The organism is Roseomonas alba (assembly GCF_019430885.1).
Classification (GTDB): Bacteria; Pseudomonadota; Alphaproteobacteria; order Acetobacterales; family Acetobacteraceae; genus Neoroseomonas; species Neoroseomonas alba.
This window is the reverse complement of the sequence record NZ_JAHYBZ010000007.1, coordinates 376633-401872: the sequence shown is the minus strand read 5'-3', so window position 1 is coordinate 401872 and position 25240 is coordinate 376633. Positions and strand designations below refer to the sequence as shown.

General features: G+C 69.4%; 22 protein-coding genes and 1 pseudogene. 9 read left to right on the top strand and 14 right to left on the bottom strand.

All coding sequences use genetic code 11. The features are described 5' to 3' along the window. Nucleotides 1–15 precede the first annotated feature (15 nt). Nucleotides 16–1077 carry a type II toxin-antitoxin system antitoxin DNA ADP-ribosyl glycohydrolase DarG gene (gene darG, locus KPL78_RS21085; RefSeq protein ID WP_216840194.1) on the top strand — a complete coding sequence of 354 codons (1062 nt, stop codon included), beginning with the start codon at nucleotides 16–18 and terminating at the stop codon, nucleotides 1075–1077. Further along, complete coding sequence (locus KPL78_RS21080) at nucleotides 1074–4043, top strand: type I restriction endonuclease subunit R (RefSeq protein WP_216840193.1); 2970 nt, start codon at nucleotides 1074–1076, stop codon at nucleotides 4041–4043. The genes darG and KPL78_RS21080 overlap by 4 nt, the downstream gene beginning before the upstream one ends. Before the next feature lie 426 nt (nucleotides 4044–4469). Here KPL78_RS21080 and KPL78_RS21075 read toward each other — a convergent pair whose 3' ends face one another. After that, a complete protein-coding gene (locus KPL78_RS21075; RefSeq protein ID WP_211848929.1) occupies nucleotides 4470–4721 on the bottom strand; it encodes a DUF1127 domain-containing protein in 252 nt (83 codons plus the stop codon). 146 nt (nucleotides 4722–4867) lie between these two features. On the opposite strand from KPL78_RS21075, the gene KPL78_RS21070 reads away from it, so the two are divergent. From KPL78_RS21070 to KPL78_RS21045, 6 genes are all read left to right on the top strand, one after another. Next, nucleotides 4868–5782 (top strand): transcriptional regulator GcvA, encoded by a 915-nt coding sequence (locus tag KPL78_RS21070; protein ID WP_211848930.1) that lies wholly within the window; start codon nucleotides 4868–4870, stop codon nucleotides 5780–5782. After that, the gene (locus tag KPL78_RS21065) at nucleotides 5779–6915 is read left to right on the top strand and encodes an MFS transporter (protein ID WP_211848931.1); all 1137 of its coding nucleotides are present in this window, start codon (nucleotides 5779–5781) and stop codon (nucleotides 6913–6915) included. Before KPL78_RS21070 ends, KPL78_RS21065 begins: the two co-directional genes overlap by 4 nt. Before the next feature lie 109 nt (nucleotides 6916–7024). Further along, nucleotides 7025–7459 carry a hypothetical protein gene (locus KPL78_RS21060; RefSeq protein WP_219764938.1) on the top strand — a complete coding sequence of 145 codons (435 nt, stop codon included), beginning with the start codon at nucleotides 7025–7027 and terminating at the stop codon, nucleotides 7457–7459. Between the two features lie 48 nt (nucleotides 7460–7507). Further along, nucleotides 7508–9019: an efflux RND transporter periplasmic adaptor subunit gene (locus KPL78_RS21055; protein WP_211848933.1), complete on the top strand. Its 1512-nt coding sequence runs from the start codon at nucleotides 7508–7510 to the stop codon at nucleotides 9017–9019. A gap of 10 nt (nucleotides 9020–9029) precedes the next feature. Next, entirely contained in the window at nucleotides 9030–12551 is a 3522-nt protein-coding gene (locus KPL78_RS21050; RefSeq protein ID WP_211848934.1) for an efflux RND transporter permease subunit, read from the top strand. Between the two features lie 69 nt (nucleotides 12552–12620). Beyond that, nucleotides 12621–13964, top strand: a complete 1344-nt coding sequence (locus KPL78_RS21045; RefSeq protein WP_211848935.1) for an MFS transporter — start codon at nucleotides 12621–12623, stop codon at nucleotides 13962–13964. Between the two features lie 161 nt (nucleotides 13965–14125). Here the strand turns inward: KPL78_RS21045 and KPL78_RS21040 are convergent, their stop codons facing one another. The 5 genes from KPL78_RS21040 to KPL78_RS21020 form a co-directional block, all read right to left on the bottom strand. Further along, nucleotides 14126–15118: an IS481 family transposase gene (locus KPL78_RS21040; RefSeq protein ID WP_219764937.1), complete on the bottom strand. Its 993-nt coding sequence runs from the start codon at nucleotides 15116–15118 to the stop codon at nucleotides 14126–14128. Nucleotides 15119–15191: 73 nt separating this feature from the next. Further along, nucleotides 15192–15407: a hypothetical protein gene (locus KPL78_RS21035; protein ID WP_211848937.1), complete on the bottom strand. Its 216-nt coding sequence runs from the start codon at nucleotides 15405–15407 to the stop codon at nucleotides 15192–15194. Next, the gene (locus tag KPL78_RS21030; RefSeq protein ID WP_211848938.1) at nucleotides 15400–16347 is read right to left on the bottom strand and encodes a universal stress protein; all 948 of its coding nucleotides are present in this window, start codon (nucleotides 16345–16347) and stop codon (nucleotides 15400–15402) included. Before KPL78_RS21030 ends, KPL78_RS21035 begins: the two co-directional genes overlap by 8 nt. An 83-nt stretch (nucleotides 16348–16430) precedes the next feature. Further along, nucleotides 16431–16757, bottom strand: coding sequence for an ATPase inhibitor subunit zeta (locus KPL78_RS21025; protein ID WP_211848939.1), 327 nt, complete (start codon nucleotides 16755–16757; stop codon nucleotides 16431–16433). Between the two features lie 46 nt (nucleotides 16758–16803). Further along, nucleotides 16804–16950, bottom strand: coding sequence for a hypothetical protein (locus tag KPL78_RS21020; protein ID WP_219764936.1), 147 nt, complete (start codon nucleotides 16948–16950; stop codon nucleotides 16804–16806). 188 nt (nucleotides 16951–17138) lie between these two features. Here KPL78_RS21020 and KPL78_RS21015 point away from each other — a divergent pair. Continuing rightward, nucleotides 17139–17881 (top strand): annotated as a pseudogene (locus tag KPL78_RS21015) (IS5 family transposase); the annotation flags it as partial. 182 nt (nucleotides 17882–18063) lie between these two features. Here the strand turns inward: KPL78_RS21015 and KPL78_RS21010 are convergent. From KPL78_RS21010 to KPL78_RS20975, 8 genes are read right to left on the bottom strand one after another with little or no spacing between them, the layout of a single operon-like run. After that, nucleotides 18064–19752, bottom strand: a complete 1689-nt coding sequence (locus KPL78_RS21010) for a complex I subunit 5 family protein (protein ID WP_211848941.1) — start codon at nucleotides 19750–19752, stop codon at nucleotides 18064–18066. Continuing rightward, nucleotides 19749–21224 carry a complex I subunit 5 family protein gene (locus KPL78_RS21005; RefSeq protein WP_211848942.1) on the bottom strand — a complete coding sequence of 492 codons (1476 nt, stop codon included), beginning with the start codon at nucleotides 21222–21224 and terminating at the stop codon, nucleotides 19749–19751. Before KPL78_RS21005 ends, KPL78_RS21010 begins: the two co-directional genes overlap by 4 nt. Then, nucleotides 21221–22663, bottom strand: coding sequence for a complex I subunit 5 family protein (locus KPL78_RS21000; RefSeq protein WP_211848943.1), 1443 nt, complete (start codon nucleotides 22661–22663; stop codon nucleotides 21221–21223). Before KPL78_RS21000 ends, KPL78_RS21005 begins: the two co-directional genes overlap by 4 nt. Continuing rightward, the gene (locus KPL78_RS20995; RefSeq protein ID WP_211848944.1) at nucleotides 22660–22977 is read right to left on the bottom strand and encodes an NADH-quinone oxidoreductase subunit K; all 318 of its coding nucleotides are present in this window, start codon (nucleotides 22975–22977) and stop codon (nucleotides 22660–22662) included. The genes KPL78_RS21000 and KPL78_RS20995 overlap by 4 nt, the downstream gene beginning before the upstream one ends. A gap of 10 nt (nucleotides 22978–22987) precedes the next feature. Continuing rightward, nucleotides 22988–23962, bottom strand: coding sequence for a hydrogenase subunit MbhD domain-containing protein (locus KPL78_RS20990; RefSeq protein WP_219764934.1), 975 nt, complete (start codon nucleotides 23960–23962; stop codon nucleotides 22988–22990). Continuing rightward, nucleotides 23959–24270, bottom strand: a complete 312-nt coding sequence (locus tag KPL78_RS20985; protein WP_219764933.1) for a cation:proton antiporter — start codon at nucleotides 24268–24270, stop codon at nucleotides 23959–23961. The genes KPL78_RS20990 and KPL78_RS20985 overlap by 4 nt, the downstream gene beginning before the upstream one ends. After that, complete coding sequence (locus tag KPL78_RS20980) at nucleotides 24267–24545, bottom strand: MrpF/PhaF family protein (protein ID WP_219764932.1); 279 nt, start codon at nucleotides 24543–24545, stop codon at nucleotides 24267–24269. The genes KPL78_RS20985 and KPL78_RS20980 overlap by 4 nt, the downstream gene beginning before the upstream one ends. Continuing rightward, nucleotides 24538–25152, bottom strand: coding sequence for a Na+/H+ antiporter subunit E (locus tag KPL78_RS20975; protein WP_219764931.1), 615 nt, complete (start codon nucleotides 25150–25152; stop codon nucleotides 24538–24540). The genes KPL78_RS20980 and KPL78_RS20975 overlap by 8 nt, the downstream gene beginning before the upstream one ends. Between the last annotated feature and the right edge of the window lie 88 nt (nucleotides 25153–25240).

The following is a 25240-nucleotide window of genomic DNA, read 5'->3' as shown; positions in this document are numbered from 1 at the left end:
GCGGAGGAGAATCGGATGATCACCAGCAAAATCGGAGACCTCCTCGCCGAGCCGGCCGAGGCGCTGGTGAACACCGTGAACTGCGTGGGCATAATGGGCCGCGGCGTGGCACTTCAGTTCAAGAATGCCTTCCCGGAGAATTTCAAAGCCTACAAGGCCGCGTGCGACCGGGGCGACGTGCAGCCTGGCCAGATGTTTGTCGTCGAGGTCGGACAGCTGACCCGGCCGCGCTGGATCATCAACTTCCCCACTAAACGCCACTGGCGCGGCAATAGCCGGATCGAGGACATCGAGAGCGGGCTCGTCGCCCTGGCCACCGAGATCCGGGCGCGGGGCATCCGCTCCATCGCCATCCCGCCGCTGGGCAGTGGCCTTGGCGGCTTGGAGTGGCGCGACGTCAAGCCGCGCATCGTCGAGGCGCTGCGCGGCATCAACGATCTCGAGGTCATTCTGTTCGAGCCCGCCGGCGCCCCCGTGGATGGCCGCGGCATGGCCTCGAGCAAGGTCCCGCCGATGACCGCCGGCCGGGCTGCGCTGGTCGGGCTGATGCACCGCTATCTGGGCGGCCTGATGGACCCGTTCGTGACGCTGCTGGAAGTGCACAAGCTCATGTACTTCATGCAGGAGGCCGGGCAGCCCCTGCGCCTGCGCTATGCCAAGGCGCCCTACGGCCCCTTCGCCGAGAACCTCGGCAATGTCCTCGCCCAGGTCGAGGGGCATCTGGTTGCGGGCTACCGTGACGGCGGCGACGCCCCGGACAAGCAGCTCACCCTCGTGCCGGGTGCCGTGGATGACGCCATGACCTTCCTCGAAGGAGAGGAGGCGACGCGGGCGCATTTCGATCGCGTGGCTGCGCTCGTCCAGGGCTTCGAGACGCCGTTCGGGCTGGAGCTACTCTCTACCGTGCACTGGGTCGCCAAGGATGCCCCGGACGCGACGCCGGCGGACATCGTCGTTCGTGTGCATGGCTGGGGTGAGCGGAAGCGCCGCTTCTCGCCGCGGCAGATCGGCCTGGCGCTCGACACGCTGGCCGGTCAGGGCTGGCTGCCGGGCCGCGTGACCACGCCCGCGGCGTGAGTACCGACACCAGCGAGAAGGGCCTCGAAGCGCTCATCGCGCGATCGCTGGTCGATGACGCCGGCTATGTGCTCGGCGACCCCAAGGACTACGACCGCGACCACGCGGTGGATGTGCCGAAGCTCCTGGCGTTCCTCCGAGCCACACAGCCCGAGGCGGTCACGCAGCTTGGGCTGGAGGATGAGGCCAAGCGCCTCAAGTTTCTCCATCGCCTGCAGGGCGAAGTTGCGAAGCGCGGTGTGATCGACGTGCTTCGCAGCGGGGTGAAGGACGGCCCTGTCTCCGTCGAGCTGTTCTTCGGCACGCCCTCGGCCGCGAATGCCAAGGCCGTCGAGCTGCACGTCGCGAACATCTTCAGCGTCACGCGGCAGCTGCGCTACGCCAAGGATGGCGGTGCGCAGTCGCTCGACATGGCGACCTTCATCAACGGACTGCCGATCTCCACCTTCGAGCTCAAGAACAGCCTGACGAAGCAGACCGTCGCGGACGCGGTCGAACAGTTCAAGCGCGACCGCGATCCGCGGGAGGCGCTGTTCAAGTTCGGGCGCTGCGTCGTCCACTTCGCCGTGGACGATGCCGAGGTTCGGATGTGCACCCATCTGAAGGGGAAGGAGTCTTGGTTCCTGCCCTTCAACAAGGGCTGGAACGATGGAGCCGGGAATCCGCCCAACCGAGCCGGGTTGAAGACCGACTACCTGTGGCGCGACATGCTGACCAAGCCGCGCCTGACCGAGATCCTGGAGAACTACGCTCAGATCGTCGAGGAGCGGGACGAGCACGGCAAGAAGAAGCCTCCGCGCCAGGTGTTCCCCCGCTACCATCAGCTCGACGTGGTGCGGGAACTGCTGCGCCACGCCGGGGATCACGGTGTCGGGCGGCGTTACCTGATCCAGCACTCGGCCGGCAGCGGCAAGAGCAACTCTATCGCCTGGCTCGCGCATCAGTTGGTCGGGTTGGAGCATGCGGGGCGCCTGGCATTCGACACCGCAATCGTCGTGACCGATCGGCGGCTGCTCGACAAGCAGATCCGGGACACGATCAAGCAGTTCGCTCAGGTGGCATCGGTTGTCGGGCATGCCGATCGGTCCGGCGCGCTGCGCGAATTCCTGAAGACGGGCAAGAAGATCGTCATCACGACGGTGCAGAAGTTCCCGGTGATCCTCGACGAGATCGGCGATGAGCATCGTGGCAAGCGCTTCGCCATCATCATCGACGAGGCACATTCCAGCCAGGGCGGCCGCACCTCTGCCAAGATGAACATCGCCCTCTCGGGCGCTGGCGGCGAGGGGCAGGAAGAGGACGAGACGGTCGAGGACACGATCAACCGGATCATGGAATCGCGGAAGGTCCTCCCCAACGCCAGCTACTTCGCCTTCACGGCCACGCCGAAGAACAAGACGCTGGAGGTGTTCGGCACGCCGTTCACTGAAGGCGGCGTCACCAAGCACCGCCCCTTCCACACCTATACGATGAAGCAGGCCATCCAGGAAGGTTTCATCCTGGACGTGCTGGCCCAGTACACGCCCATCCGGAGCTACTACCGCCTGGCCAAGGCGGTGGAGGACGACCCCGAATTCGACTCCAACCGGGCGAAGAAGAAGCTCCGCAGCTACGTCGAGGGGCACGAGCACGCGATCCGCCAGAAGGCGGAGATCATGGTCGATCACTTCCACGACCAGGTCATCGCCCGAAGGAAAATTGGTGGTGACGCGCGAGCGATGGTGGTGACGGGGGGCATTCAGCGCGCGATCCAGTACTTTCACGCGTTCCGAGATTACCTGCGGGAGCGGAAGAGCCCGTACCAGGCCATCGTCGCCTTCTCGGGCGAGCATGAGTATGGCGGGCAGAAGGTCACCGAGGCATCGCTGAACGGCTTCCCGAGCAGTGCCATCGAGGAGCGCATCCAGAAGGACCCGTATCGGTTCCTGATCTGCGCCGACAAGTTCCAGACGGGCTACGATGAGCCCCTGCTTCACACGATGTACGTGGACAAGGCGCTCTCCGGGGTAAAGGCGGTGCAGACCCTGTCGCGGCTCAACCGTGCGCACCCGAAGAAGCACGACACGTTCGTGCTCGATTTCCAGAACGATGCTGACGTGATCGAGGCGTCCTTCGCGCCCTACTACCGCACGACGATCCTCAGCGAGCAGACCGACCCGAATAAGCTGCACGACCTGAAGGCCGCGCTCGACGGCCACCAGGTGTACGACGCGGCTCAGGTGGACGACCTCGTCGCCCGCTACCTGTCCGGCGCGCCACGGGATGCTCTGGACCCCATCCTGGATGCCTGCGTCGCCACATACCTGAGCGACCTGGATGAGGATGGACAGGTCGACTTCAAGGGGAAGGCGAAGGCGTTCGTTCGGACCTACGGCTTTCTGGCGTCCATCCTGCCGTACACCAATGCGGAGTGGGAAAAGCTCGCCACCTTCCTCAATTTCCTGATCCCGAAACTGCCAGCGCCGCGGGAGGAAGACCTATCGAAGGGCATCCTCGAGGCGGTCGACATGGACAGCTACCGGGTTGAGGTCCAGGCATCGATGGCTGTGGCCTTGCCGGACACCGATGCCGAGGTCGATCCAGTGCCGACCAGTGGCGGCGGCCGAAAGCCAGAGCCCGAACTGGACCGACTGAGCAACATCATCCAGGCGTTCAACGACCAGTTTGGGAACGTCGACTGGAAAGACGGGGACAAGATCCGGAAGGTGATCACCGAGGAGTTGCCGGCCAAGGTGTCTGCGGACAAGGCCTTCCAGAATGCGGTCCGGAACTCCGATCGGCAGAATGCCCGAATAGAGCATGACGCAGCTCTCCAACGGGCGATGAACGACCTCGTCGCGGACCACGTCGAGCTTTTCAAGATGTTCCAGGACGACCCGTCGTTCCGGAAATTCCTCACGGACAACATTTTTGCCGCCACCTATCGGCCCGATAAGGGGTCCGGCTCGGGTGCGTCGCCGCCCTGAGTTGGCGCCGGGTTGTCATTGGCAGGCGAAGCCGACCGCAACTCAAAGCAGTGCGGGCGGGTTGGATAGCGAACAAAATCAACGTGTTGTCGGCTTGGGAAATAATCGCCCAAGTCCCGAGGTGCAGAGAGAATTGGTCGGTCGGAGAGAGAAAGTGCCAACCTCGGGGCAGTCGCTATCCCGAGCTTCGGGCGCAAAGCCCCGCCAAATCTGGCCGTGACCGCCGGCTACTGCTGAACAGAGAATGAGGTTGGGAAACCGGCTGGAGCAGCGGTGGGAACCCGAATCTAACCTTCTCTGGCCTGAATTCACGGTCGTCTGATGCCGTAGAGGCCCGACGATCCGCACCAGTCGGCAAGTCAGGGTCTCCGCGGCTGCCACCGGACGGCGGGAGAAGTATCCCCGCCCATCCGGCAACCGGGCCGATCACTGCCGCCAGAAGGGCTTGCGGCATTCGGCTCGCGCCTCGGCGCGTGTCAGCCCGAGGTCTCGCAGAATATGGTCACTGACCACATCGAGGTCGGTGTAGCCGACCAGCGCGCGTCGCTCGCGATACCGCTGCATCCACAGTCTCACGAGCGCGACGAGGTGGGCGATCCGGTTCTCCGCCCGGTCGTGATCGACCATCGTTCCGCTCATGCCGATGGTCGGCCCGGCGGGTTCGATGGCGAGGCGCATGCTTGAACGCATTTCCGTTGCTCCTGTCCTGGCGACCTGCGGCCGCTCGCTGTTGAGGAGCCGGATGAATAAGGGCACGGTGCGATGGACGTCGAAGCATCGTTTCTCTAGCCTGCCCTAGTTTTCCTCATGCCCTCCCGGGTGCCATGCCGCGTCGCCTGCCGCCGCTGAATGCGCTGAAGGCCTTCGAGGCCGCCGCGCGGCACGAGAGCTTCACGCGCGCCGCCGAGGAGCTCTGCGTCACCCAGGGCGCCGTCAGCCACCAGGTCAAGGCACTGGAGGCGGGCCTCGGCCTGCGCCTGTTCGACCGCGGCACGCAGGGCCTGGTCATCACCGAGGCCGGGCGCGCCTATCTCGAAGTCGTGCGCGACGCCTTCGACCGCATCGCCTCCGGCACCGAGCGCCTGCTGGAACGCCAGGGGGCGGGCACGCTTACCGTCAGCACCTCCCCGAATTTCGCGTCGAAGTGGCTGGTCCATCGCCTCGGCCGTTTCGCGGAAGCGCATCCCGAAATCGAATTGCGCGTCAGCGCCTCGCTCCAGCACATCGACTTCGCGCGGGAGGATGTGGACCTCGCCATCCGCCACGGCGACGGATCCTGGCCGACGCTACACGCGACCCGGCTGTGCGAGGAAGCGCTGTTCCCCGTCTGCAGCCCGGCCTTGCTTCGTGGGCGCCGTCCGCTGCGCGCGCCAGCGGGACTGCATCACCACACGCTGCTGCACACCAACGACCGCCGCGACTGGTCGCGCTGGGTGGAGGAGGCCAGCGCCAAGGGCGTGGATGCCGGGCGCGGCCCGGTCTTCAACCAGGCGAGCATGACGATCGACGCGGCGGTGGACGGCCAGGGCGTGGCGCTGGCGCGCACAGCGCTTGCCGCCTGGGATTTGCTTTCGGGCCGGCTGGTGCAGCCCTTCGGCCCGCGCCTCGCGGTGCCTTATGGCTACTGGATCGTTGGACCCAGGGCGACATCCGGCCTGCCGAAAGTGATCGCCTTCCGCGACTGGCTGCTGCGCGAAGCGGCGGAGGACACGCGCCGGCTGCGGGAGATCCTGACGTGACTGTGGTGACGACGCGCCTGCTCTGGGCGCGCGCACTGCGCGACTTCGGTGACGGTTTCGTAGCGGTGCTCCTGCCGGTCTATCTGACCGCGCTCGGCCTCGGCCCGGCCGCCATCGGCCTGGTCGCGACGCTCGCGCTGCTGGGGTCGGCGCTGACGACGCTCGGCATCGGTGTGGTCAGTGGCCGGTTCGGGCAAAGACGCCTGCTGATGGCAGCCTCGGTCGTGATGGCGGCGAGCGGATTTGTCTTCGCGGCGACGGATGCACTCGCCATCATCCTCCTCGTCGCCCTGGTGGGCACGATCAATCCCTCGGCCGGCAGCGTCAGCATCTTCGTGCCGCTGGAGCATGCCGTGCTGACCCGCGCCGTGCCGGACGCGGAGCGCACGCGCAGCTTCGCTCGCTACAGCCTGGTCGGCGCCATGGCGGCGGCGTTGGGCGCGCTCGCCGCGGCCTCGCCGGATCTGCTGGCGCGGACCGGGCTGTCGGAGATCGTCGCGTTGCGCGCAATGTTCGTACTCTACGCCGCGCTCGGCATCGCCGGCGGGCTCGTCTATCGCAGCCTGCCGCGGGAGGCGCCGGCTGAGGTGGGCTCAGGCCACAGCGTTCTCGGCCCGTCGCGCGGCATTGTGGTGCGGCTCGCGGCTCTGTTCTGCGTCGATTCCTTCGCGGGCGGCTTCGCGGTACAGTCGCTGCTCGCGCTGTGGCTATTCGAGCGCTTCGACCTCTCGCTCGCCGAGGCCGGGCTGTTCTTTTTCTGGTCCGGCGTGCTCTCGGCCTTCTCCTTCCCAGTGGCGGCCTGGCTCGCCACCCGCATCGGCCTCGTGAACACCATGGTGTTCACCCACATCCCGTCCAGCCTCTGCCTGATCGGGGCCGCCTTCGCGCCGCAGGTGGAGGTCGCGCTCGGACTGCTGCTGCTGCGCGCGGCGCTGTCGCAGATGGATGTGCCGACGCGCTCCTCCTACGTCATGGCCGTGGTGACGCCCCCCGAGCGCACCGCCGCGGCCAGCTTCACGGCTGTGCCGCGCAGCCTGGCGGCGGCGGCAGGACCGGCGATTGCCGGGGCGATCTTTGCGGCAGGGTGGCAGGCGACGCCCTTCATCCTCTGCGGTGTCCTCAAGATCGCCTAGGACTTCGCCTTGCTGTGGGCGTTCCGTCAAATCCGCCCGCCGGAGGAACGCCAAGCCTAGAACGCTGCGTACTGGACAGACGCGGCGCGCGAATGCTACCCGCCGTCGCGTGCCGAAATCCGTTGTCCGCCGCGTCCGGATGCTGCTCGCTGCGCTCATGCTCCTGACCGGAGTGCTGGGCCAAGTGGGACATGCCTGGGCGCATCACGGTGGTCCCGACCCTGCGGCGGCTTGGCTCGCAGCCCTTCAGGCCGAACGCGACTGGCTCGCCGGTGGCGCCGCGGATAGCAACGATGCGTCGGTGCAGGTCTTCGGTACCGAGGGCCGCCACAGCCATGGCGACGGGCCCGCGCATCAGCATGACGGGCCGGACGGTCTCCTGGCCGACCACGCCCATGGGGTCGCCTTCCTGCTGCCCGCCGCATCGGGTCTGGCTCAACGTGACCTCGGCGCATCCATGACCCGGGCCTTGTTCGCCCGACTGTCCGGGGCGCCGTCCGGCAATCTCGACCGTCCGCCACGAGGCGACGCAGCGCTCGCCTGAGCCACCGGCGCCACCGCGCCGGCCCGCGTCGTTTCTCGTGGAGTTCCCATGCCTCATCTGCTGTCGCGCGCCCGTGCCGGGCTGCGCCGCCTTGCCCTGTGTTCACTCCTGCTTGCCACGCCCGCCTTTGCCGGCCCTGGCGGCCCTGACCACCAGCATGGTCCGGAACCCACCGCCACGGCCCTGCCGCAGAGCCCAAGGCTCGTAGCCGTCTCCGAGGCCTGGCAGCTCGTCGGCATCCTCAAGGGCGGCGCGCTGACGCTCTACCTGGACCGCCAGGAGGACAACGCGCCGGCCGCGGGCGTGACGCTCGACCTCGACATCGCGGGCCGGACGGTTCGCGCCGAGGCGCAGCCGGACGGCAGCTTCCGCATCCCGGCCGAGGCGCTCGGCACCGGGGAGATCGAGGTGCTCGCCACCATCGGCGGCGCGGCGCCCGACCTGCTGGTCGGCACCATCCGGGTCCCTGGCGCTGCGGCCGCACCCGCCGCGGCGCACGGTCACTCCCACGCCCTCAGTGATTTCTTGCACCGCCGCATCTCGGTCGAGACGGTGCTCATCGCCCTGGCCGCCACCGGCGCCGGCGCCCTTGCGATCGGCTTCCTGTTCGGCCGTCGCCGCGCCGGCATCGCGGTGCTGGCGCTGACGCTGCTGGCTGTCTCGCCCTCGACGGCGGGGCCGGGCGGCCCGGACCACAGCCATGGCCCCGAGACGGCAACCGCCGAGGACGGCGACGCGCCGCGCCGCCGCGCCGATGGCATGGTCTTCGTGCCAAAGCCGACGCAGCGCCTGCTCGAACTCCGCACGCGCCGCGTCGTGCCGGAGGAGACCGCGCGCCGCGTCACCCTTGCCGGCCGTGTGCTGCCGAGCCCGGACGCGCAGGCCGTCGTCCAGCCCGCGACCGCCGGCCGGATCGTCGCCATCGACGGCGCCCTGCCGCGGCGTGGCCAGGCGGTGCGCGCGGGCGATGCGCTCGCCCTCGTAGTGCCGTTCGCCGCCGCTACCGGCGAGATCGCCGGTGCGGAAACGCTGCGCGCGCCGGCCGATGGCGTGATCGCGACCGTTGCGTTGGCCCAGGGCCAGACGGTTTCGCCCGGCCAGACCCTGGTGGAGATCCTCGACCCCGCTCGCGTGCGGATCGAGGCCGAGGCCTTCGCGCCGCTGGCGCTCGCGCCCACTGCCGCCGCCAGCATCGAGGCGCGCGGCATGGCGCCGGTGCCGGCCGCCCTGCTCGGCCGCGCGCCCGCGCTCCGCGGCCAGACCGCGCTGCTCGACTTCGCGCCCCGCGCCGCGGACCATGGCCTCGAGATCGGCCGCCGCGTGCAGGTCGTGGTGGAACTGCCGGAGCGCCGCACCGCCATCATCCTGCCGCGCGACGCGGTGGTGCAGGCGCCGAACGGCCTGCCCGTGGTGTTCCGCCACGCCGAGCCGGAGCTGTTCGAGCCACGCATCGTGCGCTTCGAGCCGCTGGACGCGACCCGCGTCGCGATCCTGGCCGGCATCGAGCCGGGCGAGCAGATCCTCGTCCAGGGCGCCCTCCTCGTGAACCAGATCCGCTGAGGGGGCGCGCATGTTCAACTTCCTGGTCTCGGCCAGCCTTCGGCACCGCGTCGCGGTGCTGGCGGCGGCGGCGCTGCTCGTCGCCTATGGCCTCTATGTCCTGCCGCGCGTGCCGGTGGATGTCTTCCCCGACCTGACGCGGCCCTCCGTCACCATCATGACCGAGGCCGAGGGCCTCGCGCCGCCCGAGGTCGAGCGGCTGGTCACCGCGCCCGTCGAGGCAGCGCTGCGCGGCGCGCCGGGGCTGGCGCGCATCCGCTCCACCTCCGCGCCCGGCCTGTCCATCGTGCTCGCCGAATTCGAGTGGGCCGCCGACCTGACCGCAGCGCGTGCCGATGCGGCAGAACGCCTGACGCGCCTGCAGGGACGACTCCCGCCAGGCCTCGCTCCGCAGATGGGCGGCATCGGCACGGTGATGGGCGAGATCCTGCTCATCGCCGTGACCGCGTCCGGGCTCGATCCGGCCGGGCTGCGCGACGTGGTGGAGGCTCAGGTGCGCCCGCGCCTGCTCGAAGTTCCCGGCGTGGTGCAGGTGAACCCGATCGGCGGTGCCGTGCGGCAGATCCGCGTCAGCCCCGACATGGCCGCGCTGGCCGAGGCCGGTATCGGCATCGACGCCATCGCGCAGGCGATGGCCCGCGTTGGTGCCTCGGCCGGTGGCGGTTTCATCGAGAGCCGTGGCGTCGAGTTCGTGCTGCGCGCCAGCACACCGACGCCGGACCTCGACGCGCTGCGCGCCCTGCCGGTGGCAACCCCGCGCGGCGCGGTACCGCTCGGGACGGTCGCCGAGGTGGACTTCGCCACCCGCACCCGTCGCGGCGATGCCGGCTTCAACGGCCAGCCCGCCGTCATCCTCAGCGTCCAGAAGGCGCCGACCGCCGACACGCTGCCGACCACACGTGCGGTCGAGGCGCGGCTGGCGGAGGTGCAGGCGTCGCTCCCCGCCGGCGTCACCGCGAACCAGATCCAGTTCCGCCAGGCCGATTTCATCGAGACCTCGATCCGCAACCTGCGCATCGTGCTGATCGAAGCGGCGATCGCGGTGACGCTGGTGCTCGCCCTGTTCCTGCTGAACGGGCGGGCGACGGCGATCTCGCTGACGGCGATCCCGATCTCGATCCTCGTCACGGTACTGGTCTTCGACGCCTTTGGGCTGACGTTGAACACCATGACGCTGGGCGGGCTGGCGATCGCCATCGGCGAGCTGGTGGACGACGCGGTGGTGGATGTGGAGAACATCCTGCGCCGCCTGCGCCAGAATGCCGAGCGACCCAACCCGCTGCCATCGATGGTGGTGATCGCGCAGGCAAGCCAGGAGGTGCGCTCGGGCATCCTCTATGCGACCTTCATCATCGTACTGGTACTGCTGCCGCTCTTTGCGCTCGCCGGCCTGGAGGGGCGGCTGTTTGTCCCGCTCGGGGTCGCCTACATCGTCTCCATCCTGGCCTCGCTGCTGGTCTCCATCACAGTCACGCCGGCGCTGGCGAGCTTCCTGTTGGTAAAGGTGCCCAAGCGCGCGCATGGCGACACGCCTGTGCTGCGTGCGCTGAAGCGTGCGCAGGCGCGCGTGCTTCAGGGCGCCTTCCGCCGGCCGCGCCTGGTGATCTGCGGCGTGGCGGGGGCGGTGGCGCTGGCGGCAGTCGGTGCCGTGCTGCTGCCGCGCGCCTTCCTGCCGCCCTTCAACGAGGGCACGGCCCTGGTCGGCATGCGTTTTGAGTCGGGCATCGGCCTCGAGCAGAGCCAGCGTCTCGGCCTGATCGCCGAGCGCCTGGTGATGCAGGTGCCGGAGGTGGTGAGCGTGGGCCGTCGCACCGGCCGCGCTGAGCTCGACCCGCATGCCGAGGGCGTGCACGCGGCCGAGATCGACGTGACGCTCCGCCGCTCCGACCGCCCGCGCGAGACTGTGTTCGCCGAGATCCGAGAACGGCTCGCGGTGCTGCCAGCCTCGGTGGTGATGGGCCAACCGATCAGCCACCGCATCGACCACATGCTCTCCGGCGTGCGGGCGGCGCTGTCGTTCAAGGTGTTCGGCGAGGATCAGGAGGCGGCACGCATCGTGGCCCAAGGGCTGCGCGCGCGCATGCAGGCCATCCCAGGCCTGGTGGACATCAATGTCGAGGCGCAGACGCTGGTGCCGCAGGTCGAGATCCGCGTTGACCCGGCCGCCGCCGCGCTGCACGGGCTGACGCCGCAGGCCGTCACCGCGGCGGTCGAGGCGCTGGCCGGCGGCCGCGTGCTCGGCGCGCTCGGGGAGGGTACGCGGCGGACCGAGATCGTCCTCCGCCTGCCTGAGGCGGGGCGCAATGCCGACGCGCTGCGCGACCTGCTCGTGCCGACGCCGCATGGCGCGGTGCCGCTGGAGCGCCTCGCCGAGGTGGTCGAGACCACGGTGACGAACCAGATCCTGCGCGAGGACGGCGCGCGGCGCATCGTCGTCTATGCGAACAGCGACGGCTCGCGCGACATGGCGGCGCTCGCCGCCGATCTAGCGCGGCTGGTGGCCGAGCCCGCGCCACCACCCGGCATCCGCATCGTGCTGGACGGCACCTTCCGCGCGCAGGAGGCGGCAAGCCGGGCCATCGCCATCCTCGGCGCGGTCTCGGCGCTGCTGGTCCTGCTGGTGCTGTGGCAGCGCTACCGCTCCGTCGTGCTTGCGCTGATCGTGCTGGCGGTGGTCCCGATGGGCCTTGTCGGCGCCGTCGCGGCGTTGTGGATCGCGGGGCAGCCGCTCTCGGTCGCTTCGATGATCGGCTTCGTGACGCTCGTCGGCATCGCGGCGCGCAACGGCATCCTGAAGGTCTCGCACTGGATCAACCTGGCGTTGCATGAGGGCGAGACCTTCGGGCCCGGCCTCGTCCTCCGCGGGACGCTGGAACGGCTAGGGCCGGTACTGATGACCGCGCTGTCGGCCGGGCTTGCGCTGGTGCCGCTGATGATCGGCGCCGGCGAAGCGGGGCGCGAGATCCTGCACCCCGTGGCGGTGACGATCTTCGGTGGGCTGGTCACCGCGACCCTATTCGACGCGGTGCTGACGCCGGTGCTGTTCCTGCTGTTCGGGCGGCGTCCGCTCGAACGCCTGATCGCCGCGCGCGATGCGGCGGCTGAGGCCGGCGCTGCGCCCGGCCACCACCTTCTGAACCCGAAAGGAGAGACCCCGATGAACCGACGCATGATCCTGGCCGGCTTCGCCGTTACCCTTGCTACCCCGGCGCTCGCCCAGCAGCGCGAGCGACGCGGCCCGAATGGTGGGCTGCTCGCCGGGAGCGACGGACATGAGGTGGAACTGGTCGCCAATGGCACGGCGATCCGCGTCTACCTGGTGAATCACGGCCGTGTGGCGCCGCCGCGCAGCGGGGCGACGGCGCGGATGGTGATCCAGGAAGGCCAGGCGAACCGCACGGCGGCGCTCACGGCCAGCGGCGACGGCTTCTCCGCCACGCTGGAGACGCCGATCACGCCAGGCGCCCGCGTGGTGGTCACCGGCCGCATGCCGGACGGCCACACCGTCCAGGCGCGCTATGTGATGCCCTGATGCACACGCACGGCCGGTGCCGAGCGGCGCCGGCCGGACTACGCTAGGCTAATTCGCTCGGAGGACGCCGTGCTGTCGCCGCTGTCGAACCTGACCTACCGCCACCTGTTCCTGGCCCAGGTGTTGTCGCTGCTCGGCACCGGGCTAGCGACGGTCGCGCTCGGCCTGCTGGCCTACGAACTGGCAGGCGCCGATGCCGGTGCAGTGCTCGGCACGGCGCTCGCGATCAAGATGATCGCCTATGTCGGCATCGCGCCCGTCGCCGGCGCCTTCGTCCACCTGGTGCCGCGGCGCAGCCTGCTGGTGACACTCGATCTCCTGCGCGCCGGTGTCGCGGTCTGCCTGCCCTTCGTCACCGAGATCTGGCAGGTCTACCTGCTGATCTTCCTGCTGCAGGCGGGCTCGGCCGCCTTCACGCCGACCTTCCAGGCGACCATCCCCGACATCCTGCCGGAGGAGGCGGAGTACACGAAGGCGCTGTCGCTTTCGCGCCTCGCCTACGACCTCGAGGCGCTGGCGAGCCCCGCCATCGCCGCGGCCCTGCTTGGCGTGATCGGTTTCCACTGGCTGTTCGGGCTGAACGCGCTGGGCTTCCTCGCGTCTGCAGTGCTGGTGCTGTCGGTGGTGCTGCCCTCGCCGAAGCCACCGACGACTTCCGAGGGTGCCTGGGGGCGCACGACGCGCGGGGCGCGCATCTATCTCGCGACGCCGCGGCTGCGCGGTTTGCTGGCGTTGAACCTCGCCGCGGCCGCGGCGGGCGCGATGGTGATCGTGAACACCGTGGTGCTGGTGCGGGCCGGCTTCGGCCTCGGCGAGCGAGAAGTGGCCTGGACTTTGGCCGCTTACGGCCTGGGCTCCATGGTCGCGGCGCTCGCCCTGCCGCACCTGCTCGGCGATCGGATGACCGACCGGAGCGCGATGCTGGCCGGCGCCGCGCTCCTGGTCACTGGGCTGCTGCTGGCGCCCCTGGTGCCGTCATGGCCGGTGCTGCTGCCGGTCTGGGCGCTGCTCGGCCTCGGCAACGGGCTTGTGCTGACGCCGAGCGGGCGGCTGCTGCGGCGCTCCGCGCATCCCGGCGACCGGCCGGCGCTGTTCGCCGCACAGTTCGCACTGAGCCACGCCTGCTGGCTGCTGACCTATCCGCTGGCCGGCGGCCTCGGCGCAGCGATCGGGCTCGGGCCCACTTTCCTGGTGCTGGCCGTGCTGGCGGTGGCAGGGCTCGGTGCGGCGGCGGCGCTGTGGCCGCGGGATGACCCGGAGGAGATCGAGCACGACCATGCTGGCCTCCCACCGGAGCACCCGCATCGCGCAGCTGAGCACCAGCCGCTCGTGACCGGGCCGGACGGCTTCCGGCACCGGCATGCCTTCGTGATCGACGAGCTGCATCCAGAGTGGCCGGCCAGGACGCGGTAGCGGGATGGCTCTTCGCTGCCGAACCGAGCTGACCGCTCCGCGGTGACCCGAGCGACACAGCCGGCGCCCTGAACAGCAAGATCACCGAAGGCCGCTCATCTTTGCGCGCCTCTCCACGACCAAGGCATTCGGCGATTGCGAACCGACCAATCCAGCGATTCTTAGATGTTTGGTCCCGGCATTTCGTGGTGCGGATTTGCCGTGAACCGGTGAGGTTCTGCGGCCCATGAACGGCAAATGAACTCGTAGGGGGTGAGGCCCTTCAGGGTCTTGAGCCGCCGGGCGTAGTTGTAGGCGTCGAGGAACAGGGCGAGGTGACCGCGGAGCTCGTCGTGGCTGCTGTAGTGGTAGCGCCGGACGGTGGCCTCCTTGAGCGTCCTGTTCATCCTCTCGACCTGGCCGTTTGTCCACGGGTGGTAGGGCTTGGTCAGGCGGTGCTCGACTTGGTTCTGAGCGCAGGCGAGTTCGAAGGAATGGGCGCGGAAGATCTCGCCGCGGTCGATCGCCTCGCGGATGAGCGGTGCGGCCGAGGCAATGTTGCCCGGCGAGGTGAAGTGCTGGCCGTTGTCGGTGAGCACGGCGTGCACGCGGTAAGGCACGGCCTGCAGCAGGGCGCGCAGGAAGTCGGCGGCGATGCGCGTGGTGGCGCGCTCGTGCAGTTGGGCAAAGGCGAACTTCGAGGTGCGGTCGATGGCCACGAAAAGGTGGAGCTTGCCCTGTTCGGTCCTGACCTCGGCTATGTCGATGTGAAAGTAGCCGATCGGATAGGCCTTGAAGCGCTTGCGGACCGGCTTGTCGCCCTCGGTCTCGGGCAGGCGCGAGATGCCGTGGCGCTGGAGGCAGCGATGCAGAGCCGAGCGCGTCAGGTGCGGGATGCTGGGCTGCAGGGCATAGAGGCAGTCGTCCAGCGGCAGCAGGGTGTGGCGGCGGAAGGCGACTATGATCGCCTCCTCGTCGGCCGAGAGGGTGGTTGAGCGCGGCTGGGCCGGGCCCGTGCGCCGATCAGCGACGTCGCCTCGCGCCCGCCACTTGGCGATGGTTTTCGGGTTCACGCCATGCCGGCGGGCCAAAGCCCTCAGGCTCTCTTGACTATGCTGGATCGCGCGACGGACCGCCTCAGTCGTGCGGGCGCAGCCGTGAAGAACCTGGCCCATAGCGCATCTCTCCATGCCGGCGAGAAGACTGCACCATCAAAGCCTGGGACCAAACATCTAGAGCGCGCTGCGTTTACACGGAAGCGTAGCCTGCACCCCGCTTGCCGATGGTGAGTTCCACGACCACCAGCGGCACGCCCAACGCCAGCGCGATCAAAAGGTTCACCAGCAGAAAGGCGCCGCCGTTCTCCCCGGCCAAGTAGGCGAATCGCCAGATGTTTCCGAGGCCTGCGGCCGCGCCGATGGCGGCAAAAATTAGCCCGCTTCTGCTACCCCATTGCTCACCCATTCCCGCTCAGGCGAGGACCCGCAGAGGCGCCGCCCGCGCCAATCGTGGCGGACAGCGCGCGCGGCTCGCGGACAATCATCACGTCGCAATGCAGGCAGATGAGGAGACGTTCGGCGGTGCTGCCCATCAGGATGCCGAAGCGACCGCTTCGGCCATGCGTCCCCATCACGACGAGGTCGATGTCGTTGTCCCAGACATGCGTTCCGATCACGCTCTCGGCTGTTCCGTAGCGGATCAGGTACTCCATCTGCTCCAGCCTGTCTGGCGGTGCGCCCACGCTCGGCAGGAACGCCGCACGCTGACGCTCGGCATCCGCCAGCAACTCCGCCTCATGCGCCGCGCGGCTGATGAAGCCTTCGAACGGCACGCGGTACGCATGCGCCAGTATCATCCGGGCATCCGGGAATACGCTCAGTGCCTGCCGCAAGGCGTGGGCGGAAGTCTCCGAAAAGTCGGAGGCGACGACCACCGTCGGGTAGGCGCGCCAAGGGCGCATCTTCACGATCAGTACAGGCATCGGCGCACGATGGACCAGCCTCTCGACCGTCGTGCCGAGCACCGCTCGGGCAAGGTTTCCGCTGCGGGCTATGCCGGTGACGATCAGCTCGCAGTCGAGTTCGTTCGCCGTGCGCAGGATGATCTCCGCGGGATCCCCCCGCTCGATCACGATCTCCGCTTCGACGTCATGATTGCGCGTGGCGGCGCGGAGGTGACGCTCGGCAAGCGCCCGCACCGAACCGCCGGGAACCGGTTCGGGGCCTTGCTCCGGCTCATTGCCTTCCAGCACATACAGCACATGCAGTTTGGCACCCCAGGCCGATGCCAGCATCACTGCGCGGTCCAGGGCGCGGTCGCAGCGGCAGCTGAGATCCGTCGCGAGGAGCAGGCTTCGCGGCGGACTACCTAGCCCGGCATCCCGCCGTTCTGAGTCTTTCTGCATCGCACAACCTCCGTTTCCATCTCGGGCGCCCATCGCGCCGTCTGTGGCCGCCTGCGCTGGCGGCGGTGCTGCCACCGAATGGATCATAGCAGGTGCAACACGGTTTCGGCGTAAGCGCGGCGCTGCGCGACGGTCAGCTCGGAGCGCAGTGCCTCATCGCCGACGCAGCAACCTGCCGCGTCGAAATCGGCGGCAAGCTTGTGGATCACGTCGGCATCGCCCGGTTCGGCATGATCCACCCACATGACGTCTAGCGCATAGCGGGGCAGTTCCGCCTCGGGAAGGCCGAGCCGACGCCCCGCCCAGAGCCCGATGAGCAGGTTCCGCCTCGCCCTGGGGCTCTCGGCCGTTGCCTGCTCCAGGCTATGCAGTGTGATGTCGGCGGCGAGGGCGGTCTGAATCTGGGTCATCAAGTGATCTCCTCTACGTGGTTGTTGCTCCGGCGCCATGGTCCCGTCATGTCCCGCCCGTCGCGATCAGGAACAGCCCCGAGGATACGGCGCGTCCGAGCGAACCCGGACACGACCGCCCATGAAGGCGAGCCACATCCGGGCCGGGATTGCCGGGCCAGTCGGCGGACAGGATCGAGTCGAGGACGTCCATGCGGGCAGCGGGCTCCAGATCGAGGTACGGCGGCCCAGCGTGGCGTCGCATCGGACGGCAGGGCAGCCGGGCACCGTCCCGCGGAAGACATCGCCGCGCCGGCCGCCCTGGGCAAGGCGGGGTACGGCCGCCCCGTGCGGTTCCGCACGTGCAAGTTGGGCAGTTCCTGCGCAGCTGCGTCGGGCGTGGCGCCCGTATGGGACGTGACGGTGTTCACCAAGAACCGGGACCGGCTGCTGGGGACCGAGGTGGCGAGCAAGTTCTTCGCCGCCGTGCTGGCCGACCCAGAGGTCAAGCCGCTGCTGCCCTCGGCGTACTTCTCGGTGGCTGGCACGTTGATAGAGGCCTGGGCTTCGATGAAGAGCTTCCGGCCGAAGGACGGCTCCGGCGAGGCGCTCGGCCCCGGCCGCAACGGCGAGCGCGACTTCCATGCCGAGAAGCGCAGCGACGAGACGCATGCTTCGACCACGGACCCGGATGCGCGGCTGGCGCGCAAGTCGAACGGCCAAGCATCGAAGCTCTGCTACGCCGGGCACGTGGTGATCGAGAACCGGCACGGCCTGGCGGTCGCTGCGACAACGACGCAAGAGACGGGTATCGCGGAGCGCGACGCCGGCGAGGCGATGATGGCAGGGCTCGATCGTGCCGCGCGCAGCACGCTGGGAGGCTACAAGACCTACGACACGCGGGCCTTCGTCCGGGCAATGGGCGACATGGGCGTGACGCCGCACGTGACGCAGCACGCCAATGGCCGGCGCTCGGCGATCGATGGACGGACTACGCGGCACCTGGGCTACGCGGTGAGCCAGCGCATCCGCAAGCGGGTCGAGGAGGTGTTCGGCCGGCGCAAGGAGATCCGCGCATGCGCCGCACCCTGCTGCGCGGGCTGGAGCGGGTCGGATGGAGCTTCACGCTCCGCGTCGCCGCCTAAACCCCCGTCCGGCTGCCGAAGCTGTTGGCGGCGCCTGCCTGACTGGCGCCGCCAACAGGCCTCAACGCGGTAGTCCGCGGCGGTTGGCCACCGAAAACCACGCCCATCAGCCCGCCAAGCACCTCACAAAAACTACGCCGGCCAGGAAAACCAAGCCCTTGGCCGCGAATTTCCGCAGCCTGCTAGATCAGGCTAGCGGCGACGACCGCCCCCGCGATGGCCAATACCAGGATGGCGGCGGCGGCGCCTTCGCGGAAAACGTCCTCGATCCGGTCCAGATCCTCGCCGATGACGGTTTGCGGCTTCGGGCGCGATCGGCGCAGCGACCGCGACCCGGCACGCTCGGCGGCCCTTGCGGCGGCGCTCAGGGCCGCCACCCGGCGTTGCACCGGGCCAAGCGCATCGCCTTCTGGCAGGCTAGGCGCCTTCAGCCCGACCGCGACCGCGCCCGCAATCATCAGCGCCGCAAGCCCCAGCGGCCAGGCCTCGAAGATCAGCGACCGCAGGTCTGCGGCCAGCGGGGTCTCGCCGGTGATCCTGGCGTACAGAAGCCAGGGCAGCCACAGCGCCGCCCCGGACAGGGCGAGGAACGGCAGGGCCATCAGCAGCGGCGGGCGGCAGCGCGATTTCGCCCTTGGCAGCACTGCCAGACAGCGCGCCATCGCCAGCGCCGTCGTTAGCGCCGAGAGGCCGATCAGCGTGGCCCCAAAGGCCCCGGCCTGGTCCTTGAGCGCCGATTTGACCAGCGCCCCGGCCAGTAGCTGCATCCCGGCCAGCGACGAGCCCAGCACCGCCAGCGCCCCCAGAAGCCCCCAGCGCCAGGCCCGCCCGCAGACCGGTGCCAGCCCGACGCCCAGGAACAGCGCCCCCTTGGCGAGCCCGTGATGCAGCGCGAACAACGCCACCGCCGGCAGCACGGCCGCCGGCGCGCTGCCCCCGGCCAGGGCAAAGCCCAGAACCCCCATGACCAGGCCCATCTGGCTGACCGTCGAATAGGCCAGCACCGCCTTGGCGCCGGCCTGCGCCAGCCCCATCAGCGCCGCGAGGAAGAGGCCGGAAAAGCCCAGGATCATCAGGACATTGCCCGCGACCGCCGCCGGCATGCCCAGCGGCAGGAAGGCCACCAGCCCGAAGATCCCGGCCTTGACGATGGCGCCCGACAGCACGGCCGAGGCGGGCACCGGCGCGGCCGGATGCGCCACCGGCAGCCAGACATGCAGGGGCATGAGTCCGGCCTTGATCCCGAAGCCCGCGATCAGCAGCGGCACCGCCGCGGGATGCGCCGAAGGCAGGGCAAGGCCCGCGCGAACCGCCTCGATGCCTATGGCGCCGCCCGCCCCGAACGAGGCCAGCATCAGCCCTACCAGGATCGCCACCTCGCCGCAGACAGCCAGCACCAGATAGACCGTCCCCGCCCGCATCGAGGCGGGCTGGCGATCGTGGATCACCAGTGGATAGGCCAAAAGCGAGACCAGCGCGAAGAACACGTAGAAGCTGACGATGTCGGCGGCGATAAAGACGCCGAGATTGCCGGCCAGGACCAGGTTCCAGAACAGGGCGAAGCCGGCGGGCCGCTCGTCGCGCCGCATGTAGAAGGCGGCGTACACCCCGGCCCAGAACCACAGCGTCGCCGCACCGCCGAGAAACAGCGCGCCGGTCGCGCCCAGCTCCAGGCCGCTGTCCAGCAGCACCCCCGGCAGCGCGACGGGAACGTCGCGCGACGCGACGAGGGCCGCCGCCAGGGCCGGCAGTGGGCCAAGCGGCAGCAGCAGCACCATGCGCGACCCCCAGCCGGGCAGCAGGGCCAGCCCCGCCAGGAGCATCGGCCAGAGTACGGCCAGCGGCAAAAGCAGCGTCGGATCGGCGATCATCGCAAATAGCCCAGTCCGACCAGCGTGGCCCAGCCAAGCGGGCTGAAGGGCAGCGAGGCGAAGATGCCCGCCCCCAGCGACACCACCGCCGTCACCACCGCGGGCAGGATCAGCATTCGGTCGCGGGTGGTGGCCAACTCGGCGATGGCGGGCCGGCCGGGCGGCGGCGGCAGCAGCCATGCGCGGTACAGCAGCGGCAGGAAATAGGCGGCGTTCAGAAGCGACGAGCCCGCCAGCACCGCGACTGCCCAGGCCGCATCCGACTGCAACGCCCCGACCCCGAGATACCATTTCGAGATGAAGCCGGCCACCGGCGGCATCCCGATCATTCCCAGCGCCCCGACCGAGAACGCCGCCATCGTCACCGGCATCAGCCGGCCCGCGCCGTCCAGCTCGGCGATCGCCTTGATCCCCATCCGGTTGGCAAGCGCGCCAGCGCACATGAACAGCGTGATCTTCATGATGCCCTGATGCACCAGATGCACCAGCCCGCCGATCACCGCGAAGGGCCCGACCAGGCTGGCACCCAGCACGATGTAGCTGACCTGGCTGACGGTGGAATAGGCCAGCCGCTTCTTGAGGTCGCTCTGCATCAGGGCCCGCACCGAGCCGTAGAGGATCGTCGCCGAGGCAAGGGCGGCCAGTGGCACACCCAGGCCCAGTTCGGCCACGGTGCCGATGCCGTAGACATCGTAGATCACGCGCACGATGCCGAAGGCCCCGGCCTTGACCACCGCGACGGCGTGCAGGAGCGCGCTGACGGGGGCAGGGGCGGCCATCGCCTCGGGCAGCCAGCCATGGAAGGGGATGATCGCCGCCTTGACCCCCAGCCCGCCGATACACAGGATGAAGATCAGCGTCAGGGTCAGGGGCGGGATGGCGCCCAGATCGGCCGGGGCGGAAAACTCGATCGCGCCGACCAGCGATTGCAGCCACAGGATCCCGGCCAGGAAGGCGACGCTGCCCGCCAGCGTGTAGGTCAGATAGATCTGCCCCGCCCGCAGCGACTTGTCGTCGCCCCGGTGCGCCACCAGCGGCCAGGTCGCCAGCGTCAGCAGTTCGTAGAACAGGAAGAAGGTGATCGCGGTGCCCGACATCGCCACGCCGGTGGCCGCCAGCACGCACAGGTTGAAGAAGCCGAAGAAGCGCGGCAGGTTCGGACCCCGGTCGAAATAGGCGATGGCGTAGATCGTGGTCAGCAGCCACAGAAACACCGAAAGTGTCACGAACAGCAGCGCCAGCGGGTCCAGCCGCAGCACGAAATCGTAGCCCGGCAGGAATTCGTAGCGCCATTCGAACACCACGCCCGCCTGCGCCTGCACCAGCAGGTAGGCCACCACCAGGAGCTTGACGAAGGCCACGCCGATGTTCGCCCCGTTGCGCCAAGCCGAGAGACGCTCGGGCAGGGCAAAGCTGACCAAAGCGGCGACCACCGGCAGCAGGACCAGCAGAAGCGGCGCGAAGGTCATCATGGCGCGGCCGCGCCCGGGGCGGCCCAGGGCGCGGCAATCGCCGACAGATTGTGCAGCGCGCTGCCGCCGAAACCCATGGCGATGGCCAGCCCCGCCAGCACCAGCGGCGCCGCCGTGCAAACCCCGCGCGTCGCAGGCTCACGCGGCGCCGGCCCGGCGGCAAAGCAGGCCGAGAGCGTCCGGAAAAAATAGACCGCCGCCAGCAGACCGCCCAGAATCATCACGCCGGCATAAAGGAAGGCGCCCTGCGCGATCGCCGCGTTCAGAAGCAGGAACTTGCCGGTGAACCCGCCCGAGGGCGGCAACCCCATCAGCGACACCGCTGCCAGGCCGAAGGCGGTCACCGTCAGCGGCATCGCCTGCGCCAGCCCGCCGAGATCGCCGATCCGGTCGCCGGCGGCGGCCTTCAGCATCAGCCCGGCGGCAAGGAACATCGCCGCCTTGGCCAGCATGTGCGCCACCGCATGAAGCATCATCCCGGCCCAGGCACCGGACGGGTCCGGCGCGCCTGCGACCAGCGGAAAGGCGAGGAACAGGTAGCCGACCTGGGCCACCGTCGAATAGGCCACCAGCGCCTTCAGCCGCTGCTGCCGCATCGCCTGGACCGAGCCGTAGATCACCGCCAGCGCCCCCGGCCCGCCCAGCACATGCAGCGCGGTCGGGCCGGTGACGGCCGGAAAGGCCTCGAACCAGAGCCGCAGCAGGATGACAAATCCCAGCTTGACCGCGATCGCCGACAGCAGCGCGCTGGCTGGGGCGGGGGCGGCGGCGTGGGCGGGCGGCAGCCAGCCATGCAGCGGGAAAAGCGCGGCCTTGATCAGAAGTCCCGCCGTCATCAGCCCCAGCGCCAGCATCGTCGCCAGATCGGGCTGTGCGACCTGCGAAAGCAGGGTGACGTCCACGGTGTTGTAGCGCCCCACCAGAAGCGCCACTCCCAGGAGGTAGGCCAGCGAACCGACCAGCGCGATCATGAAATAGCGCAGCGCCGCCTCCAGCGAGCCCATCGCCGCCAGCGCCACGGCGGCCAGGCTGACCATCTCCAGTGTGACGTAGAGGTTGAACAGGTCGGTGGTCAGAAAGCCCGCATTCGCCCCCGCCCAGAGCAGATAGATCAGCGGCCAGAAGGTCTCGGCCTGGGCTGCGTTGCCGGCCTTTTCCGGCGGATCGACCAGCGCGTGCAGCCCGACCGCGCCGATCACCAGCGCCGTGGCCGCCACCATAAGCCGCGCCACCCCATCGGGGCGCAAAAGGATGCCCAAGGGCAAGTCCCAGTGACCGACCAGATAGGCCGCATCGGGCGGCACCAGTGCCAGCCAGAGCGCCAGCCCCGCCATCGCGGGCACCGCCGGCAGGATCAGCCAGCGCGCGGCCCGCCCTGACAGCAGGGCGGCCAGCATGAATCCGAGCGGCACCGCCACCAGAAGGTCAAGCGGGCTCATGGCACGGGCTTTCCGCCGTCGGGCCGTGTGGCGGCGTTCGTCGCCGCGCGCGCCTCGGCCAGCCGCACGATCATCGCCGCGCCGAAGGCGGTCAGCGCAACGGCCACGACGATCCCGGTGATGACCAGCGCCTGCGGCAATGGATCGGTCGCGTCGGGTCCTCGGCCCAGACCGCCCAGGATCAGGAAGATGCCTGCCCCGACCACGTTGATCGCAAGCAGCTGGCGCAACGGATGGCGCAGGATGATGAAGGCAAAAAGACCCAGACCGGCCAGGATCGCGCCGGTCAGGGCGTAGACATGCCCCGTCACCATGAAGCCGGCCTCAGCAACCGCTGTTCCTGCCGGCGCCACCAGCGGGGCCCGCCGGCCCGATGACATTGGGCCCTGCCACCAGCAGCGCCAGCGTCGCCCCGATCGAAAGGGCCAGCGAGTATTCGATCGCAAGGATCGCCGCCTTGGCCAGCCCTTGAGGATAGACCAGAAAGCCGCCGAACCCCGTTCCGGCCAGGCCGATCAGCAGAAACACCAGCGGTCCCAGGACCAGCGCCACCCGCAGCCCCGGAAGGTCGCTGCGCGGCAGGCCGATCGCGCCGCCTATCGCCGACACCATCAGCCCGCCCGCAAGAACGGTGCCGGCCTGAAAAGCTCCGCCCGGCACGTCCGATCCGGCCCAGACCAGATATGTCGCCATCACCAGCGCCACCGGCAGCAGAAACCGCCCGAAACTGCCGGCCACCCGGCGCATCGGCCCATCGGCCATGCCGAGATCAGCCGGACGGCCCGGCCAGACCCCGGCGGGCGCCAACGACCAGACCGCGACCAGCGCACCCAGCAGCACGAAGCTTTCCAGGAGCGTGTCATAGGCGCGAAAGGCCAGCAGGACACCGGTCACCCGGTTCTCGATGCCAAGCCCCGGCATCAGCGGTGCGACCGCGCGGTCAAGCCCGCTTTCCGGCGGGATCGACAGCACCGCCGCAGCCAGCAGCAGCACGAAGCCCGCGCAGGCCGCAAGGGCGCCCGCCCGCAGCCACGCGGACGTATCGGCGCAGGTCGCGTCATCGCCCAGCGCCAGAAGCCGCGCCCGGGCCAGGATCAGAAGGACCCCGGTGACCCCGGCGCCGAGCGCGATCTCGGCCAGCGCCACGTTGACCGCATCGAGCCCCAGCCAGGCCAGACCCAGGAGGTTGCCGAAGGCGATGAAGAAGGCGATGGCCGCCAGCGCGTCGCGCACGAAAAGCGCGATGCCCGCCGCGCCGAGGATCATCAGGCACAGGATGATGTCGAAGGCGCCGGTCATGGCTGGACGCCGTCCCGATGGCTGCGGGTCCCGTCCAGGCGGGCCTGCCGGGCCAGCAGTTGCGAGGTGATGCCGGCCGCGATCACCGCGAACAGCCAGACCAGCGCGATCTTGGCGGCCACCGCCAGCGAACCCCAGTGGAGCGCCGCCGCCAGCGCCACCAGCCCCAGGCCGAGGTTGTCGGCCTTGGTCAGCGCATGCAAACGCGAGGCGGTGTCAGGAAAGCGCAGGAGACCCAGCGAGCCTGCCCCATAGAAGGCCAGCCCCGCGCCCAGCAGCGCCAGAACCGCCAGATCGGTCAAGCTCATCCGCTGCCGTCCGGCCGGTCGCCGGGCCTGGCGGCGCTGCGCGCGAAGGCGGTCACCGCGACGGCGGCCAGCAGCGTGCCGATCAGCGCCGCGTCCAGCATCGCCGCATCGCGCCGTGCCGCGCCGAGGACGACCGCCACGCCGATAACTCCGGTGCCGGCCAGTTGGGCGGCCATGATCCGCTCCACCGGACCGGGCCCGCGCCAGCAGCGCACCAGCGCGACCGCGACGCTCAGAAGCAGGAAGACGGCCGCAAGGGTGAACCAGTCAGCCATTCGCGACATTGTGGCTGTCGATGCGCCGGTCGAACAGGCCAAGAACCCGGCGTTCATCGGCCTGCATCCCGTCGGCGGAGTATCGCGTCACGTTGAGAAGGTGGACGTCCATCTCCGCGTCACCGGGCCCCGCCGCGAGGCTTCCGGGCAGGATGCTGACCACCCCGCCCAGCAGGACACCGGCCGCTTCATTCCGGTTGGTGAGTTGAGCGCGCACCCACCCAGGCGCGATCGGCAGGCGGGGGTCGAGGGCACGCCGCGCGACATCGAGTCCACCCATGAAGGCGTCCGCCAGGAAACGCGGCAGGAACCCCGCCACCCGCCAGAGCACGATGCCAGGCTGGTCCGCGGGATACAGTCGCAGACTGAGCAGCGTCGCAGCAGCAACCGCAAGCCCGCCATAGATCAGCGCATCCGCCGATCCACCCGTCAGGGTGACCCAAAGCAGCGCAAAAAAAACCGACCGGTTCAGAGCTGAGGCAAGCCGCATCGTCTCTCGAGTGCCTTTGTGGGTGGCGGGTCGGATAACAGTACTTTCCAGGATTCCGACAACCGGAAAACAGGCAAGCGCCCGTGGGCAGCGCTTGCCTCCCCGCAGAAGGCTCATCGGACCGCATAGCGGCACAGCATACCGCGCCCGGCGGGTTTCTGCCATGCCGCCCTGAGCCGCCGATGCTGGCCGGCGACCACCGGGA